12 protein-coding genes are annotated in these 16,846 nt (G+C 62.1%); 11 read left to right on the top strand and 1 reads right to left on the bottom strand.

What is annotated here, in order from left to right; genetic code table 11:
- The first annotated feature begins 76 nt into the window (after positions 1 to 76).
- The 9 genes from ybgF (at position 77) to ASD02_RS30840 (ending at position 12,016) form a co-directional block, all read left to right on the top strand.
- The gene (gene ybgF, locus ASD02_RS30880; RefSeq protein ID WP_025424726.1) at positions 77 to 1,108 is read left to right on the top strand and encodes a tol-pal system protein YbgF; all 1,032 of its coding nucleotides are present in this window, start codon (positions 77 to 79) and stop codon (positions 1,106 to 1,108) included.
- Positions 1,098 to 2,438 (top strand): tRNA lysidine(34) synthetase TilS, encoded by a 1,341-nt coding sequence (tilS, locus tag ASD02_RS30875; RefSeq protein ID WP_025424725.1) that lies wholly within the window; start codon positions 1,098 to 1,100, stop codon positions 2,436 to 2,438. Before ybgF ends, tilS begins: the two co-directional genes overlap by 11 nt.
- A 100-nt stretch (positions 2,439 to 2,538) precedes the next feature.
- Entirely contained in the window at positions 2,539 to 4,482 is a 1,944-nt protein-coding gene (gene ftsH / locus ASD02_RS30870; protein ID WP_025424724.1) for an ATP-dependent zinc metalloprotease FtsH, read from the top strand.
- 418 nt (positions 4,483 to 4,900) lie between these two features.
- Positions 4,901 to 6,253, top strand: a complete 1,353-nt coding sequence (gene glmM, locus ASD02_RS30865; protein WP_025424723.1) for a phosphoglucosamine mutase — start codon at positions 4,901 to 4,903, stop codon at positions 6,251 to 6,253.
- A 230-nt stretch (positions 6,254 to 6,483) separates the two neighbouring features.
- Positions 6,484 to 7,302 (top strand): outer membrane protein, encoded by an 819-nt coding sequence (locus ASD02_RS30860; RefSeq protein ID WP_057206601.1) that lies wholly within the window; start codon positions 6,484 to 6,486, stop codon positions 7,300 to 7,302.
- A gap of 190 nt (positions 7,303 to 7,492) precedes the next feature.
- Entirely contained in the window at positions 7,493 to 8,293 is an 801-nt protein-coding gene (locus ASD02_RS30855) for an outer membrane protein (protein WP_057221599.1), read from the top strand.
- Between the two features lie 164 nt (positions 8,294 to 8,457).
- Positions 8,458 to 9,636 carry a phosphoserine transaminase gene (locus ASD02_RS30850; protein ID WP_057221565.1) on the top strand — a complete coding sequence of 393 codons (1,179 nt, stop codon included), beginning with the start codon at positions 8,458 to 8,460 and terminating at the stop codon, positions 9,634 to 9,636.
- A gap of 85 nt (positions 9,637 to 9,721) precedes the next feature.
- On the top strand, positions 9,722 to 11,317 hold the full coding sequence (gene serA / locus ASD02_RS30845; RefSeq protein WP_057217916.1) for a phosphoglycerate dehydrogenase: 1,596 nt from the start codon (positions 9,722 to 9,724) through the stop codon (positions 11,315 to 11,317).
- Positions 11,318 to 11,500: 183 nt separating this feature from the next.
- Positions 11,501 to 12,016 (top strand): GNAT family N-acetyltransferase, encoded by a 516-nt coding sequence (locus ASD02_RS30840; protein WP_244494319.1) that lies wholly within the window; start codon positions 11,501 to 11,503, stop codon positions 12,014 to 12,016.
- 51 nt (positions 12,017 to 12,067) lie between these two features.
- Here the strand turns inward: ASD02_RS30840 and ASD02_RS30835 are convergent, their stop codons facing one another.
- A complete protein-coding gene (locus ASD02_RS30835; RefSeq protein ID WP_057206595.1) occupies positions 12,068 to 12,952 on the bottom strand; it encodes a DMT family transporter in 885 nt (294 codons plus the stop codon).
- A gap of 207 nt (positions 12,953 to 13,159) precedes the next feature.
- Between ASD02_RS30835 and ASD02_RS30830 the strand changes: the two genes are divergently transcribed.
- Together ASD02_RS30830 and ASD02_RS30825 are read left to right on the top strand one after the other, a co-directional pair.
- Positions 13,160 to 14,458, top strand: coding sequence for an adenylosuccinate synthase (locus ASD02_RS30830; protein WP_057206594.1), 1,299 nt, complete (start codon positions 13,160 to 13,162; stop codon positions 14,456 to 14,458).
- Between the two features lie 63 nt (positions 14,459 to 14,521).
- Positions 14,522 to 16,774 carry a hypothetical protein gene (locus ASD02_RS30825; protein WP_057206592.1) on the top strand — a complete coding sequence of 751 codons (2,253 nt, stop codon included), beginning with the start codon at positions 14,522 to 14,524 and terminating at the stop codon, positions 16,772 to 16,774.
- Positions 16,775 to 16,846 lie beyond the last annotated feature (72 nt).

Here is a 16,846-nt window from a genome sequence, read left to right as displayed (position 1 = left end):
CCAGATGAATCGGCGAGATGTATTGCGGGCCCCGATTCCAGGGTGGGAAAACCGGTATTCGAACAGGACAAATGAAATGAAGAAATTTGTCGTGGCTGGACTGCTTGGTCTCGCGGCCCTTTCGGGCCTGGGCCAGACAGTAAACGCCATGCCGCTTTCCGGGCTCATGGCCCGAACGACACACGCCGACACGGCAGGGGCGCACAGTCTTCCCGTCGTGAAGGTACAGGCGTCCGAAACCACACGGGTCGGCCAACTTGAAGAACAGATCCGCTCGCTCAACGGGCGTATCGAGGAAATGAGCTTCCAACTCCTGCAGATGCAGGAGCAGATCCGGAAGTTCCAGGAGGACAACGAGTTCCGCTTCCAGGATCTGGAAAGCGGCAAGGCCTCCCCGAAGAAGAGCGGCGCATTGCAGACGCCGAAGTCCAGCGATCAGGCGTCCGTCACCCCTCAGGTGACGGATAGCCAGACGATGGCGCCTGTCGATCCTGGCACCGGCATGGCCGCATCGGGTGCCAATCAGGGCACGACCGGTGCGGCACCGCCGACGACGCTCGGCCAGATCGTCTTCGACGAGAGCGGCAATCCGATTTCGACGACGACAGACGCACAGCCTGGCGCCAACGCCACGCCTCCCGGTGTCGATCCCGGCGTAGCACTTCCGGGCACCGATGGCGGGCTCAACGCCAATCCGGATAGCCAGCGGCAGACGGCAGCGCTGGACAACCCCGGCGACCTCTACCAGTCGGCCTATGGGCACGTGCTTTCCGGCGACTACAGCACCGCCGAACAGGAGTTCCGCGACTATCTCGATGTGTTCCCGCAGGGCGAAAAGGCAGCCGATGCCAGCTTCTGGATGGGCGAAGCGCAGTATTCGCAGGGCAAGTACAGCGAAGCCGCCAAGACGTTCCTGAATGCGCATCAGGCGCACGCCAAATCGCCGAAGGCTCCGGAAATGCTGCTGAAACTCGGCATGTCGCTTGGCGCGCTCGACAACAAGGAAACCGCCTGCGCCACGTTGCGCGAGGTGAACAAGCGCTACCCGAAGGCCTCGCCGGCCGTGCGCGCAAAGGTGACGAGCGAGCAAAGCCGCTTTGGCTGCTGAGACGCCGGCGCACCTGGCCGTTCTCGAAACGGCGAAACGATTTCTTTCATTCTTCCATCGGCCCGCCCGACTGCTCGTAGCTGTCTCAGGCGGTAGCGATTCCAAGGGACTGCTTCTTGCCCTGCACCGGGCGATCGAGGCAACCGGCAAAGCCGACCTTTCCCTTGCCGCCTGCACGGTCGACCATGCCCTGAGGCCCGGCTCCGCCGATGAAGCGGAGGCGATCGCCGCCTTCTGCGCCAGCCTCGGCATTGCACATATGGTCAAACGCTGGGACGGCCACAAGCCGACGGCGGGAATTCAGGCCGCGGCACGCAACGAGCGCTATCAACTGCTGGCGAGCGCTGCCGATGAATTCGGGGCCACCTGCATCGTCACCGGGCACACCCTCGATGACCAGCGCGAGACGATCCTGATGCGGTCCGAGCGTGGGCAGGGGCCCGGTGGCGCCGGAATGGCCCGCGCAACGCTCTACGACAGGCGCTTCTGGGTGTTGCGCCCGTTTCTCGGCCTTCGCCGCGCCGACATACGCGCTTTTCTGAGCGCGGAGGGCGTTGGCTGGTTCGACGATCCGAGCAACATGAATATGCGCTTTGAGCGTGTGCGCACCCGCGAGCGCCTCGCCGAAACGGGTGGCGAAGTGGCTGCCGCATGGGATGCTGCGTCGCGGGCGCGCTCCTCGGCAAGGGCCGCCGCCTGGCTGAAGCTTCATGCGCGCGTTCACGAAAACCTCGTGGTGAGCTTTGCGGGCGCTGCTGTCGCCGGATGCGTCGACGCCGACTGCCGCCGCGCGCTTCTGGCGATGGCTGCCGTCGTCGGTGGCAGGACGCATCCACTGGCCGCGGAAACGGTCACGCGACTGATGGCGTTTCTCGAGCGGGACGAACCCGGACGGCTGACGGCGGGACGCGTCGTGTTCGACAGGCGTGCGACCGGCCTTTACCTCTATCGCGAGGCGCGTGATCTGCGGCTTCTGGCGCTGAGGCCCGGCGAAGCCGGCATCTGGGACGGCCGCTTTACGGTTCGAAATGTCGGAAATGGCATGGTGCAGATCGGCGCCACCAACGATGGCGGCCTGCAACAGGAGAGACTTATTGCCGCAGGACTGCCACCGGGCGTTGCCAAGCGGGCGTCGGTTTCCGCGCCTTGTGTTGTATCCACAGACGACAATTGCGTCGCGAAGACCGACGTTGAGCCGCGCATAGGCCCCTACGACACCTTTTTGCCGGGTTTCGACCTGATCATGGCGGAGATGATTGCCGGATTGTTCGGGCGTCAGCCCTATGTTCGGTCGCCGGTTCACGATCTGTTGACAGAAATGGAACGGTAGTTGGCGGTTTGCCTTGGCAAGGCGTCGCCAGAACCCTATGTTAGGGGCAAGAAAGCGGCCCGGCGAAATGTGCGGGTCGTGACAGGTTCCGGGGAGTTCGATGAACCCTAATTTTCGTAATTTTGCCCTATGGGCAATCATAGCGCTTTTGCTGATCGCGCTGTTTAGCATGTTTCAGCAACCGACCGAGCGCACCGGCTCGCGCGAGATTCCGTTCTCGCAGTTCCTCAAGGACGTCGATGCGAGCCGCGTCAAGGAAGTCGTGATCACTGGCTCCAAGGTCATCGGCAGCTATTCTGAAAGCGGCGCGACGTTCCAGACCTATGCACCTTCGGTTGACACCGCGCTCACCGAGCGTCTGGAAGCCAAGGACGTGACGGTGACCGTTCGTCCGGAAACCGACGGCTCCTCCGGGTTCCTGAGCTATATCGGCACGCTGCTGCCAATGCTTTTGATCCTCGGCGTCTGGCTGTTCTTCATGCGTCAGATGCAGGGCGGTTCGCGAGGCGCCATGGGCTTTGGCAAATCCAAGGCCAAGCTTCTGACGGAAGCGCATGGCCGCGTCACCTTTGACGACGTTGCCGGTGTCGATGAAGCCAAGCAGGATCTGGAAGAAATCGTCGAATTCCTGCGCGACCCGCAGAAGTTCCAGCGGCTCGGCGGACGTATTCCGCGCGGCGTGCTGCTCGTCGGCCCTCCCGGTACCGGTAAGACGCTGCTTGCCCGCTCGGTCGCAGGCGAAGCCAACGTTCCCTTCTTCACCATCTCCGGTTCGGACTTCGTCGAAATGTTCGTCGGCGTCGGCGCAAGCCGTGTGCGCGACATGTTCGAACAGGCCAAGAAGAATGCGCCCTGCATCATCTTCATCGACGAAATCGACGCCGTCGGTCGCCATCGCGGCGCCGGTCTCGGCGGCGGCAACGACGAACGCGAGCAGACGCTGAACCAGTTGCTGGTCGAAATGGACGGCTTTGAGGCCAATGAAGGCATCATCCTGATCGCGGCGACCAACCGTCCCGACGTTCTCGATCCGGCCCTTCTGCGTCCGGGCCGTTTCGACCGCCAGGTCGTGGTGCCGAACCCCGATATCAACGGCCGCGAGCGCATCCTCAAGGTGCACGTTCGCAACGTGCCGCTGGCGCCGAATGTCGACCTCAAGGTTCTGGCCCGCGGCACGCCCGGCTTTTCCGGTGCCGACCTGATGAACCTCGTCAACGAAGCGGCCCTGATGGCTGCGCGCCGCAACAAGCGCGTCGTCACCATGCTCGAGTTCGAAGACGCCAAGGACAAGATCATGATGGGTGCGGAGCGCCGCTCCTCTGCCATGACCGAAGCCGAAAAGAAGCTGACCGCCTACCACGAAGCCGGACACGCAATCCTGGCGCTCAACGTTCCCTCGGCCGATCCGCTGCACAAGGCGACGATCATTCCGCGTGGACGGGCGCTTGGCATGGTGATGCAGCTGCCGGAAGGCGACCGTTATTCCATGAGCTACAAGTGGATGGTCTCGCGGCTCGCCATCATGATGGGCGGACGTGTTGCCGAAGAACTGACTTTTGGCAAGGAGAACATCACCTCCGGCGCTTCGTCCGACATCGAGCAGGCGACCAAGCTTGCTCGTGCGATGGTGACGCAATGGGGCTTCTCCGACCAGCTTGGCCAGGTTTCCTACGGCGAGAACCAGCAGGAAGTCTTCCTTGGTCACTCCGTTGCGCAGCAGAAGAACGTTTCGGAAGCGACCGCTCAGAAGATCGACAACGAAATCCGTCGTCTGATCGATGAGGCCTACGAGACCGCCCGCAAGATCCTCACCGACAAGAACCACGAGTTCGTGGCTTTGGCGGAAGGGCTGCTCGAATACGAAACCCTGACCGGCGAAGAGATCAAAGCGCTGATCCGCGGCGAAAAGCCGGCGCGCGACCTCGGCGACGACACCCCGCCGCATCGCGGCTCCGCCGTGCCTTCCGCTGGCGTGAAGAAAGAGGGTTCGTCGGGTAACAAGGGCGAAGAATCCGAAGGTGGGTTCGAGCCGCAGCCGCAATAGCGGTTTTGGTTTCAGACGCTTATCTCAGAAGCCGCCGCGCCGGAGGGTGCGGCGGCTTTTTGTTGCTACTGCAACGTTTTCCTTAAATCGCATTCGATTTAAGGATAAAAACATGCAGCAATTCGAAGTGCTACCGCGACCTTTGCGCGTCTAATAAGACGCGCGGCGCTGTATGTGCAGGATTGCACTTGGTAACGCGATGTAATGATTTCTGATGCTATCGTCGCTGCCGTTTGCATTGGTTTTGTGTCAAAGAAGAAACGAAATACTCTCGGCCTTTGCTTCGGCATCAAGGTCGCGGGGGCCACGGTAACAGCCGGAATGATATGAGGTCTGGTCAATGAAACCCAGTCGCGGAGCACGCAGACAGGTGAAGCAGGCAAAGCCTGCATTGACCCAGCAGAACGATGGAGTTCTTATGAAGCGCAAGTATTTCGGCACGGACGGTATCCGCGGTCAGTCCAACATCTTTCCGATGACGCCGGACCTCGCCATGCGGGTCGGCATTGCAGTCGGTACGATCTTCCGCAATGGCGCCCATCGCCACCGGGTGGTGATCGGCAAGGACACGCGCCTCTCCGGCTACATGCTTGAAAACGCCATGGTCGCCGGCTTTACGGCTGCGGGTCTCGATGTGTTCCTGCTCGGACCGATCCCGACCCCCGGCGTTGCCATGCTGACGCGCTCGCTGCGCGCTGATATCGGCGTGATGATTTCCGCGTCGCACAATCCGTTCCAGGACAACGGCATCAAGCTGTTCGGCCCTGATGGCTACAAGCTCTCCGACGATATCGAAGCCAAGATCGAAGCCCTGCTCGATCAGGATCTGTCCGGCCAGCTCGCCAAGGCGGAAGACATCGGCCGCGCCAAGCGCGTCGACGGCGACATCTATCGTTATCTCGAACATGCCAAGCGCACCTTGCCGCGCGACGTCACCCTTCAGGGCCTGCGGATCGCCATCGATTGCGCCAACGGCGCCGCCTACAAGGTTGCACCCCAGGCGCTTTGGGAACTCGGCGCCGAGGTGGTGTCGATCGGGACCGAGCCGAATGGTGTCAATATCAACCTCGATTGCGGCTCGACCCATCCGGCGGCCCTTTCCAGGAAGGTGCATGAGGTGCGCGCCGATATCGGTATCGCGCTTGATGGCGACGCCGACCGGGTTCTGATCGTCGATGAGAACGGCACCGTGATCGATGGCGACCAACTGATGGCTGTTATCGCCGACAGCTGGGCCGAGGATGGCACGTTGCGTGGCGGCGCGATCGCCGCAACCGTCATGTCCAACTTGGGGCTGGAGCGTTACCTCAAGGGCCGTGGTATCGAGCTGCGCCGCACCAAGGTCGGCGACCGCTACGTTGTCGAGCAGATGCGCCAGGACGGCCTGAATGTCGGTGGCGAGCAGTCCGGCCACATCGTGCTGTCGGACTTCGGCACGACCGGTGACGGTCTCGTGGCCGCCCTGCAGATCCTTGCGGTCGTCAAGCGCCTGGGCAAGCCGGTGAGCGAGGTCTGCCACCGTTTCGAGCCGGTGCCACAGGTCTTGAAGAATGTGCGCGTGTCCGCCGGCAAGCCGCTCGAGGATGCAGCCGTGCGCCAGGCGATTGCCGATGCGGAAGCCGAGCTTGCCAAGTCCGGCCGCCTGCTGATCCGTCCGTCGGGTACAGAGCCTTTGATCCGGGTCATGGCCGAGGGCGATGACCGCGGCCAGGTCGAGCGGATCGTCGACGGGCTGATCAATGTCATCGGCAGCGCGCGTAACGCTGCTTAAAAGCGTACCTTCAGAAGTTTCCTCCAGGGCCGGTGACAATCACCGGCCTTTTCTTTGCTCGCCAAAGAACAAGTTGCCGCAGCCCGGAGTATTAACGTTCCTTAATGCACACGGTAAACGTTTGTAGTTAATCGGAGTTTAACCTTTCCCCCTCATTATCCATAACCAACGTCAGGATTTGGACACCACTTTCATGGTGCACCAAGCAACCGAATGTATTGGAGTGGGCCATGAAGAGAATTTTGAGTGGCGTTGTTGCAGTCTTGCTCAGCGGCACCGCAGCTTTTGCTGCCGACATTTACCAACCGCCTGTCGAAGCGCCTATCGTCGAGCCAGTGATCCAGACCAGCGGCTGGTATCTGCGCGGCGACGTCGGCTACGCCTGGAACGACCTGCGCGGCGCGAATTACTACCAGGGAGGCCCGGGCGGCTCTATCGCTGAGTTCGCCTCGGCCGATATCGATGACTCCTGGGTCATTGGCGGCGGTGTCGGTTACCAGTTCAACAACTATCTGCGCACCGACGTCACGCTCGACTACTGGGGCGGTGGCGACTTCAACGGCTCGACCTTAGGCGGCTGCGGGATCGTCGCGGGTCCCTGCGTGTCAAGTGACACAAGCTCGGTTTCCGCCTGGAGCTTGATGGCCAACGCCTATGTCGACATCGGCACCTACGGCGCCTTCACCCCCTATGTCGGTGCCGGTATCGGTGCCACGCACGTGAAATGGGACGGACTGCGCAACACCAGCTGCAGTGTCAGCAATCCGGCAGATTGCGACCCGACGACGGATCACGGTGGCGAGAGCGATTGGCGCTTCACCTACGCGCTCATGGCCGGTACTGCGATCGACCTGACCTGCAATCTCAAGGCAGACGTTGGCTACCGCTTCCGCCAGGTCGATGATGGCGACATGTTCGGCTACAACAACGGCGGCGGCCCGGGCTTCGACGAGGGTTTCTACATCCACGAGGCACGCGCTGGTCTGCGCTACTCCTTCGGCAATGTCTGCGAGGTTCCCTACGAGCCGGAGCCGATCGTCTACAAGTAAGACATATGACGCTGAAATCATGAAGGCCGCCCCCGGGGCGGCCTTTGTCGTTTCGCCCAAAGCTTTGCGCAAATCCTAACGGGCATGGTTAACCGCGAGTTAACCTCTGTCTGCAATAGTTAACGCTGAACGAAGCAGCTGGTGGGTGGATCCTATTCGGCGATGGCAATGGCAGCGAAAGGGCATGGGCATGGATTGGCGAAACGGGATCTGCGGAGCCGCGTTCGGTGTCGGCCTGTTGCTTTCCGGTCCGGCAGTTGCCGCAGACGAGACCCTGATCGACGCCCCCGAAATCACGATTGCCCAGGAAGCAACCGGCAGCAGCGGCCTCTACCTGCGCGGCGACATCGGGTACCGCACCTTCGATCTGGGGACCGGTTACAGCAATATTCCGTTCGACGGTGCACGCTTCGATAAACCGCTTTCGGGCACCATCGGCCTCGGCTACCAGATCACCGACACTTTCCGCGCTGACCTCACGGCCGATTATTTCGAGGGTCGTTTCGACGGCTCGTCGCTTACTGCAAGCCCCTGCGCGGGGCAGGGTGCCGGCACGTCCTGCGCCTTTGCCGCGACGGCGGATTTTTCCGCGCTGGGCCTGATGGCGAACGCCTATGTCGACTTCGGAACGCTCGCCGGCTTCACGCCCTATCTCGGCGCCGGTATCGGGGCGACCAATCTGCGTTGGAATACCGCCTTTGCCAGCGAGAGCTGCGTTGCCGGCGGCGGCGCCTGTGCCGGCGCTCCGGCCACAACCTCATTTGATGGTCGCGACAGCTGGCGCTTCACCTATGCGCTGATGGCCGGCGTCTCCTACGACCTCAGCGATCGCCTGAAGCTCGATGTCGGCTACCGCTATTCGCATATCGGCGACGGCGAGATGTTCGGCTTCGGCGCCGAGGCGCTAGCGGGTGCGAGCGGGGCAAAGGGTTTCGACGATGGACTTTCCCGTCACGAGATCAGAGCGGGCCTGCGTTTCTCGTTCTGGTAACAATCGGTCGGCAGGCGCAGCCCCATCTTTGCTGATATTGCCTGCGACGCCATAAATATTCTCGATTGCGACACAAGTCGCTTGACTTCCTTCCGGACCCGCAATATTTCCGACGGCGGGACACCCTTCCCCAACGAAGGGCTATCTATCTGGAAGGATAGCACATGACGAAGCCTGCCAAGCCGGACATCCGTCCGAACAACACCCATTTTTCTTCTGGCCCATGCTCGAAGCGCCCCGGTTGGTCGCTCGATGCTCTCTCCGGCGCTCCGCTCGGTCGTTCGCACCGCGCCAAGGTCGGCAAGACGAAGCTCAAGCAGGCCATCGATCTTACCCGTGACATTCTTGAAGTGCCGGCCGATTACCGCATCGGCATCGTGCCCGCTTCCGATACCGGCGCCGTCGAAATGGCACTCTGGTCGATGCTCGGCCAGCGTGGCGTCGACATGGTCGCCTGGGAAAGCTTCGGCGCCGGCTGGGTGACCGATGTGGTCAAGCAGCTGAAGCTCGCCGATGTGCGCAAGTTCGAAGCCGGTTATGGCGAACTTCCCGATCTCTCCAAGGTCGATTTCGACCGTGACGTCGTCTTCACCTGGAACGGCACGACCTCCGGTGTGCGCGTTCCGAACGCCGACTTCATTCCCGCCGACCGCAAGGGTCTGACCATCTGCGACGCGACGTCGGCCGCCTTTGCGCAGAACCTCGATTTCGCCAAGCTCGATGTCGTCACCTTCTCCTGGCAGAAGGTACTGGGCGGTGAGGGCGCGCACGGCGTCATCATTCTTTCGCCGCGTGCCGTCGAACGCCTCTTGACCTACGTGCCGGCCTGGCCGCTGCCGAAGATCTTCCGCATGACCTCGGGCGGCAAGCTGATCGAAGGCATCTTCACCGGCGAGACCATCAACACGCCGTCGATGCTCTGCGTCGAAGACTACATCGATGCGCTCGTCTGGGCTGAGAAGGTCGGTGGGCTCAAGGGCCTGATGGCGCGTGCCGACGCCAATGCCAAGGTGATCTTCGACTTCGTTGCAGCCAACGGCTGGATCGCCAATCTGGCGGTCAAGGACGAAACCCGCTCCAATACGTCGGTCTGCCTGAAGATCGTCGACACGGACGTCGCCGCACTGGATGCGGATGGACAGGCAGCCTTTGCCAAGGGCGTTGTCGCCCTGCTCGAAAAAGAAGGTGTCGCGTTCGACATCGGCCATTATCGCGATGCACCGTCCGGTCTCAGAATTTGGGCCGGTGCCACGATTGAGGCATCCGACATGGCAGCTCTGATGCCGTGGCTGACCTGGGCTTTTGAGACCCAGAAGGCGACGCTGTCGCTGGCAGCGGCCTAACCCAAGCGTTTGCTTCGCTCTCGATGGGGAGCGAAGCCCTTGTACCGCATTCCCGTTCAGACCTGATCTTCTCAAGGAGGCCATCATGGCACCTCGCGTTCTCGTATCCGACGAACTGTCGGAAACCGCCGTCCAGATCTTCCGCGACCGCGGCGTTGAAGTCGATTTCCAGCCGAAGCTCGGCAAGGACAAGGACAAGCTCGCCGAAATCATCGGCAACTATGACGGTCTTGCCATTCGCTCGGCCACCAAGGCGACCGAGAAGCTGATCGCCGCTGCGACCAATCTCAAGGTCATTGGCCGTGCCGGCATCGGCGTCGACAATGTCGATATTCCGGCCGCTTCGCGCCGCGGTATCATTGTCATGAACACGCCCTTCGGCAATTCGATCACCACGGCCGAACACGCCATCGCGCTGCTTTTTGCCGTTGCCCGCCAGCTTCCGGCCGCCGACACCTCGACGCAGGCCGGCAAGTGGGAGAAGTCCCGCTTCATGGGTGTCGAAATCACCGGCAAGACGCTCGGCGTCATCGGCGCCGGCAACATCGGCTCGATCGTCTGCTCGCGCGCCATCGGCCTCAAGATGCATGTGCTTGCCTATGACCCGTTCCTGTCGAAGGAGCGCGCCGAGGAAATGGGCGTCACCAAGGTCGAGCTCGACGAGCTGCTGGCCCAGGCCGACTTCATCACCCTGCACGTGCCGCTGACGGACAAGACCCGCAGCATCCTCAATGCCGAAGCTCTGGCCAAGACCAAGCCGGGCGTGCGCATCATCAACTGCGCCCGCGGCGGCCTCGTCGACGAGAAGGCGCTGGCCGACGCGATCAAGTCCGGCCACGTTGCCGGCGCCGGCTTTGACGTGTTCGAGGTCGAGCCTGCGACGGAAAGCCCGCTCTTCGGCCTGGCGAACGTCGTCTGCACGCCGCATCTCGGTGCGTCGACCACGGAAGCACAGGAAAACGTCGCCCTGCAGGTCGCCGAACAGATGTCGGACTATCTCGTCAAGGGTGCCGTTTCCAACGCCATCAACATGCCCTCGATCACCGCCGAAGAAGCCCCGATCCTCAAGCCCTTCATCCGGCTTGCCGACGTGCTTGGCGCCTTCGTCGGGCAGGTGACGGAAAGCGCGATCAAGGAAATCGAGATCCTCTACGATGGCGCGACCGCAGCGATGAACACCAAGGCGTTGACCAGTGCCGTGCTCGCCGGTCTCATCCGGCCGCAGGTGGCCGACGTCAACATGGTTTCGGCTCCGATCATGATCAAGGAAAAGGGCGTCATTCTTTCCGAGGTCAAGCGTGACAAGACCGGCGTCTTCGACGGCTACATCAAGCTGACGGTCAAGACCGCCAACCAGACCCGCTCGGTCGCCGGTACGGTGTTCTCCGACGGCAAGCCGCGCTTTATCCAGATCAAGGGCATCAACCTTGATGCGGATGTCGGCAGCCACATGGTCTACATCACCAACACCGACGTACCCGGCATGATCGGCTTCATCGGCATGACCCTCGGCGATGCCGGCGTCAACATCGCCAACTTCCAGCTCGGTCGCGAGAAGGAAGCCGGCGACGCCATCGCGTTGCTCTATGTCGACGGCCCGGTTTCCGATGACGTGCTCGACAAGCTGCGCGCCAACGGCGCGATCCGCCAGGCAAAGCCGCTGGTGTTCAACATCGATTGATCATCGATGCAGCAGCCTTGCGCACCGCCTGGTGCGCAAGGCTGAAGGGCGCAAATCGGCCATGATTTTGTGACCTATGCGCCGGCGAATGGCCCGCTCGCCAAGGCGGGCAGATGATTGAATTCGAGAATGACCAGGAACGCATCGGAGCAAACCGGTGCGTTCTTTCGGTTTGAAACATTGATGACGGCAATGACACGACAGGCATTCCGCTGGCGCGAGGCCAGCCTTCCCGATCTCGTTTCGGTCTCCGAAATCCAGCTGGTGGTTCACGAGGCATTCCCCGAGGACGATCACGTGCTTGCCGATCGGTTGGAACTGAGCCCGGAGGGCTGCTTCATGCTGGAGGTCGGCGGCGTCACTCAAGGCTATGTCTTGAGCCACCCCTGGATCCGCCGTGCGCCGCCCGCGCTGAACGCGGTGCTCGGCGAGATCCCTGAAACCGCCGACACCTGGTACATTCACGACCTGGCGCTTTTGCCTGAGACCCGTGGATCCGGGGCAGGGGGCAACGTCGTGCCGCTGCTCGCCGATATCGCCCGGTCGGACGGCTACCACTCGATGTCGCTGGTGTCGGTCAACGGTTCGCGCGGCTTCTGGGAGCGGCAGGGGTTTTCCGTCCGCATGGACGAGCGGCTGGCAAGCAAGCTTGCAAGCTACGGCGAGGATGCGCTCTACATGGAGCGGTTGCTCGCCTGAAAGAGGGGCGCCGGCTCGGCCGGAAGAGGTCAATATCCGTGCGGGTTGGTATTAGTGTTTCGGGCGGCCCTTCTCGGCAATGGCGATGCCGCCGAGAACAAGCAGCAGGGCGATGAAATGGAAGGTGTGGAAGGTCTCGCCGACCAGCATGACCGACAGCAGCGTGCCGAAGACCGGGATGGCATTGATGAAGAGCCCGGCACGGTTGGCGCCGATCATCTCGACGCCGCGGACATAGAGCACCTGCGACATCAATGACGGGAAGATGGCGGCGTAGAGCACGATGATCCAGCCGGTCGTGTCAGGAAAGATCGCCGTGCCGTTGCCGATCTCCCAGAAGAGCAGTGGAATGGCGCTGAGCAGGGCGCCGAAGGCGGGTGCGGCGATGAAACTCTGCCAATGCATCGTGGGCTTCCAGCGCAGTGCCACGGTATAGGCGGCGTAAACGATGCAGGCGGCGATCATCAGGGCGTCGCCGAAGTTGAACTCCAGTTGCAGCAGGCTGGCGATGTCGCCGTGCGCGGCGGTGATCAGCACGCCGATCAGCGTCACGGTGAAGCCGATCACCTGTGCGATCGAGGCGCGGGTTCGAAACAGCATGAAATTGAACAGGAAGATCAGCATGGGGATGCCGGCCTGCAGGATGACCGCGTTGATCGCGCTGGTATATTTCAGCGCAGAATAGAGCAGGGCGTTGAAGGTGGTGAAACCGATGACGCCATAGGCCAGCAGCTGCAGCCAATGCTGCTTGATCTTCTGCCAATCGCGGCGGATCTGCGGCGTCATTAGCACCAGGATGATGAGAAGCGCAAACACCCAGCGAAGGGTGGTGAGCATCATCGGACTGACATGTCCGACGGCCATTTTTCCGGCGACCGAATTGCCGCCCCAGAAGAGTGCGGTGACGCAGAGATAGAAATAAGCCCTGGAATTCACGATGCTGCAACCTGCTGGGATGACGGGGATTGATTGCCGCAAGGGCGGGAGAGACGCAAGATATAGGCGCTAAATCCAGCGCTTGTCATGCAAAAAGGGCGGAACGCCCGTCATAACGGGGTCGCTTTCCCGGTGACAACACAGTATAGATGCGCGGGTTTTGAGAACAGCGCAACCCTACTTGCGCGCGTCAACAGGAAGAGAATTATGACGAATGTCGTGGTGGTCGGATCCCAGTGGGGTGATGAAGGCAAAGGCAAGATTGTAGATTGGCTCTCGGAACGCGCGGATATCGTCGTGCGCTTTCAGGGCGGTCACAACGCCGGCCATACCCTGGTGATCGACGGCGTCAGCTACAAGCTGTCGCTGCTTCCGTCCGGCGTCGTGCGTCCCGGCAAGCTCGCCGTCATCGGCAACGGCGTGGTCATCGACCCGCATGCGCTGATCGCTGAAATCGACAAGCTCGGCAAGCAGGGCGTGACGATCACCCCGGAGAACCTGCGTGTTGCCGACAACGCCACGCTCATTCTTTCGCTGCACCGCGAACTCGACGGCTTCCGCGAAGACGCTGCCTCCAACAGCGGCACCAAGATCGGCACCACCCGCCGCGGCATCGGCCCGGCCTATGAAGACAAGGTCGGCCGTCGTGCGATCCGCGTGATGGACCTTGCCGACCTCGAAACCCTGCCGGCCAAGGTCGATCGCCTGCTGACGCACCACAACGCGCTGCGGCGTGGCCTCGGCGAACCGGAAATCAGCCATGACGCGATCATGCTCGAGCTGTCTTCGGTTGCCGACAAGGTACTGCCGTTCATGGAAACCGTCTGGGTGCTGCTCGACAAGGCGCGGCGCAAGGGCGCCCGCATCCTGTTCGAAGGCGCGCAGGGCACGCTTCTCGACATCGATCATGGCACCTATCCGTTCGTAACCTCGTCCAACACCGTTGCAGGTCAGGCCGCCGCCGGTTCGGGCATGGGCCCGGGCTCGCTCGGCTACATTCTCGGTATCACCAAGGCCTATACGACCCGCGTCGGCGAGGGCCCGTTCCCGACCGAACTGCACGACGAGATCGGCCAGTTCCTCGGCGAGCGCGGCCACGAATTCGGCACCGTTACCGGACGCAAGCGCCGCTGCGGCTGGTTCGATGCTGCGCTCGTGCGCCAGTCGGTCGCTGCCAACGGCATCACCGGCATCGCGCTGACCAAGCTCGACGTGCTCGATGGCCTTGATGAACTGAAGATTTGCGTCGGATATACTCTCGACGGACAGCAGATCGATCATCTTCCGGCAAGCCAGGCGCAGCAAGCTTCGGCAAAGCCAGTCTATATTACACTTGAAGGCTGGAAGGAATCGACTGTCGGCGCACGCAGCTGGGCAGATCTTCCGGCACAGGCGATCAAGTATGTTCGCCAGGTCGAGGAACTCATCGGTGCACCGGTGGCTCTTCTTTCGACCAGCCCGGAGCGGGACGACACAATACTTGTGACGGACCCCTTTGAGGACTAGTGTCGGCGGACTGACATTGCGTCGTGATCGCAAACACATGCCTGAGCGTATGAGAAAGTTCTGATGGCGGATTTTGTTGCAGTTATTCGCAGGACCGTTGACGGCCTGTCGGAAAACACACCGGAAATGCGGGATAAGGTCTACGAGAAGGCGCGCGCCGCCGTGCGTCGCCAACTCGAAAATATGAATCCGCGTCCGTCGGACGATATGATCAATCGTCAGTTGGCAAAACTCGAAAACGCGATCGGCGAGGTCGACAGCGAGTATGCTGAGGCCCTGCCGGCGGTCGACGCGTTCGAGCCCGAGGCTGAAGTCGCGGAAGCGGTCGTGCCCGCTGAGGCGGAACCGGAACCGGGCGATGTCGTCGAGACGCCGGTCGAACAGGCCGAAAGCGAGCCGGTGACGGCGGCAGCCGAAGAACCGGCACAAGACGACGTTGTCGGCGATGCCGAGCCTGCTTACGCCGACGCAGTTGCCGAGCATGATGAGCAGACGGAAAGCTATGCCGAGACCGTGCCCGCGGAAGCACCGGCCGAATATGTCGAGGTAGCAGCCGAATACGCCGAAGCCGTCGAAGAGCAGGCCGAGCCGGCTTGGCAGCCGCCGGTCGAGGCACAGGCGCATGATGAGGAAATCGTCGCACCCGCCCAGCCTGCCGCTGAAGAGGTCCTTGACCATGCGCCGGTTGCCCCGGCCATCGAGCCTGAACCCGAATCGGTGCAGGATGCGACCTGGGATGCGCCCGCTGTCGCGCCTGCTGCGGAAACGTCAGCGCATTCGGAATGGGAACTGCCGGACTGGGAAGACACGAAGCCCGCTCCTGCACCTGCCTCGCTGGACGCGAAGCCGGACGACGTGGTCGACGATGCCGGTGCACCTGAGTTGCTCGGCATGCATCCCGTCGAGGAAAAGCCTGCCGAAATAGAGCCGGCGGCGCCGAAAGCGGATGCCAGCCGTTCCTGGTCGTTCGACGACGACGATCCGTTTGCCTCGATCACCGAGCGCCCCGCTCAAAAGGCCAGCGACGCCGAAATTTCCGATTGGTCGTGGCCGGTCGAAAAGACATCGCTAACGCCGGCCGCAAACTCGGCGGAATCCGCAAGCCAGCAGGAGCGCGCGGGTACGGCCTGGGATCACATTGACGATCTTCTGGGTCTTGAAGGCGGTGCGACGGCGGCAGGTGCGGGAGCGGCAACGGCCAAGGATACCGATCGCGGCATCGAGATGCCGGCGCGGCCGACTTCGTATAGCACGACGCCAAAGCCTTCGCGCTTCAGCGTCAAGCGCCTGGTGATCGCCGCCGGCTTTTTGCTCGTGCTCGGTGGCGGCGGATTTGCCTATTGGCAGAACCGGGAGGCGGGCAATGCCTGGATTTCCGGCATGGTCGCTTCGATAACGTCGGCCGTTTCCGGCAAGGGTGAGACGCCGGCGGAACAGCAGAGCACGCCCCCGGCGCCGACCGGCGAGACCGTGACGCAACAGCCCGGCGCGCATGACGACACGGCTGTTCCGGACAACACGTCGACGAAATTTACCCAGCGCCTGCTTGCCGATGGCTCGGAAACCGATGCCGGCCCGGCTGTCTTGAACGGTGAAAGTGCCGCGCAGGAAGGCAAGTCGGTCGCACCGCAGACCGAAGCCGGAAAACCGCAGGAAGAAGCGGCCGGTACGCCTGGTACCGACGCCGGAACGCCTGGTACAGGTCTGCAACCCGGCGCTCAGCCGGCACAGCCGGATGTTGCGGTTGCCAACGGCGAAAAGATGTTCCTCTACGAAGAGCGGCTCGGCCAATCCTCTCCGACCGCCATTCCGGGAACTGTCGCCTGGTCGGTCAAGGAGGAGTCTCCGGGTGGCGACGCCAAGCCGGAACCGGCAATCCAGGCTCAGATCACCGTGCCGGACCGCGGGTTGACCGCGCTGATGACGATCAAGCGCAATGCGGATCCGTCCCTGCCGGCGAGCCACGTGATCGAGTTCGTCTTCTCGCTGCCGCAGAACTTCGAAGGCGGCGCCATCGACGGCGTGCAGCGCGTTTCGATGAAGCGGACGGAGCAGGATCGTGGCGATGCGCTGATCGCGGTACCCGCCAAGATCACCGACGACTTCCACATGATCGCGCTCAATGACTTCGCCGAAGCGGTTGGCAGCAATACCGAACTGCTGCGCAGCCGTGGATGGATCGATATCCCGCTGACATACCGCAACGGTCGCCGCGCCTTGCTGACGCTTGAAAAGGGCCAGAGTGGCAACGAAGCCTTCAGCCAGGCGATGCGCGCTTGGGGATCGTCAGGCAATACGGCAGCGACAGGCCAATAGGGCCGGACACGCTGAAGCAGAAACAACAAAAAAACCCGGCGAGAACTTCGCCGGGTTTTTTCGTTTCCTGTT

Origin of the sequence: Ensifer sp. Root1252 (genome assembly GCF_001425885.1) — a bacterium.
Classification (GTDB): Bacteria; Pseudomonadota; Alphaproteobacteria; order Rhizobiales; family Rhizobiaceae; genus Ensifer; species Ensifer canadensis.
The sequence above is the reverse complement of the archived record's forward strand: the minus strand, read 5'-3'. Positions and strand labels throughout refer to the sequence as shown.

Coding starts and splice junctions, on each gene's coding strand:
- ftsH (WP_025424724.1), top strand. CDS start 2,539: ATGAACCCTAATTTTCGTAATTTTGCCCTATGGGCAATCATAGCGCTT.
- ybgF (WP_025424726.1), top strand. CDS start 77: ATGAAGAAATTTGTCGTGGCTGGACTGCTTGGTCTCGCGGCCCTTTCG.
- ASD02_RS30855 (WP_057221599.1), top strand. CDS start 7,493: ATGGATTGGCGAAACGGGATCTGCGGAGCCGCGTTCGGTGTCGGCCTG.
- ASD02_RS30840 (WP_244494319.1), top strand. CDS start 11,501: ATGACGGCAATGACACGACAGGCATTCCGCTGGCGCGAGGCCAGCCTT.
- ASD02_RS30830 (WP_057206594.1), top strand. CDS start 13,160: ATGACGAATGTCGTGGTGGTCGGATCCCAGTGGGGTGATGAAGGCAAA.
- ASD02_RS30860 (WP_057206601.1), top strand. CDS start 6,484: ATGAAGAGAATTTTGAGTGGCGTTGTTGCAGTCTTGCTCAGCGGCACC.
- ASD02_RS30825 (WP_057206592.1), top strand. CDS start 14,522: ATGGCGGATTTTGTTGCAGTTATTCGCAGGACCGTTGACGGCCTGTCG.
- serA (WP_057217916.1), top strand. CDS start 9,722: ATGGCACCTCGCGTTCTCGTATCCGACGAACTGTCGGAAACCGCCGTC.
- ASD02_RS30850 (WP_057221565.1), top strand. CDS start 8,458: ATGACGAAGCCTGCCAAGCCGGACATCCGTCCGAACAACACCCATTTT.
- glmM (WP_025424723.1), top strand. CDS start 4,901: ATGAAGCGCAAGTATTTCGGCACGGACGGTATCCGCGGTCAGTCCAAC.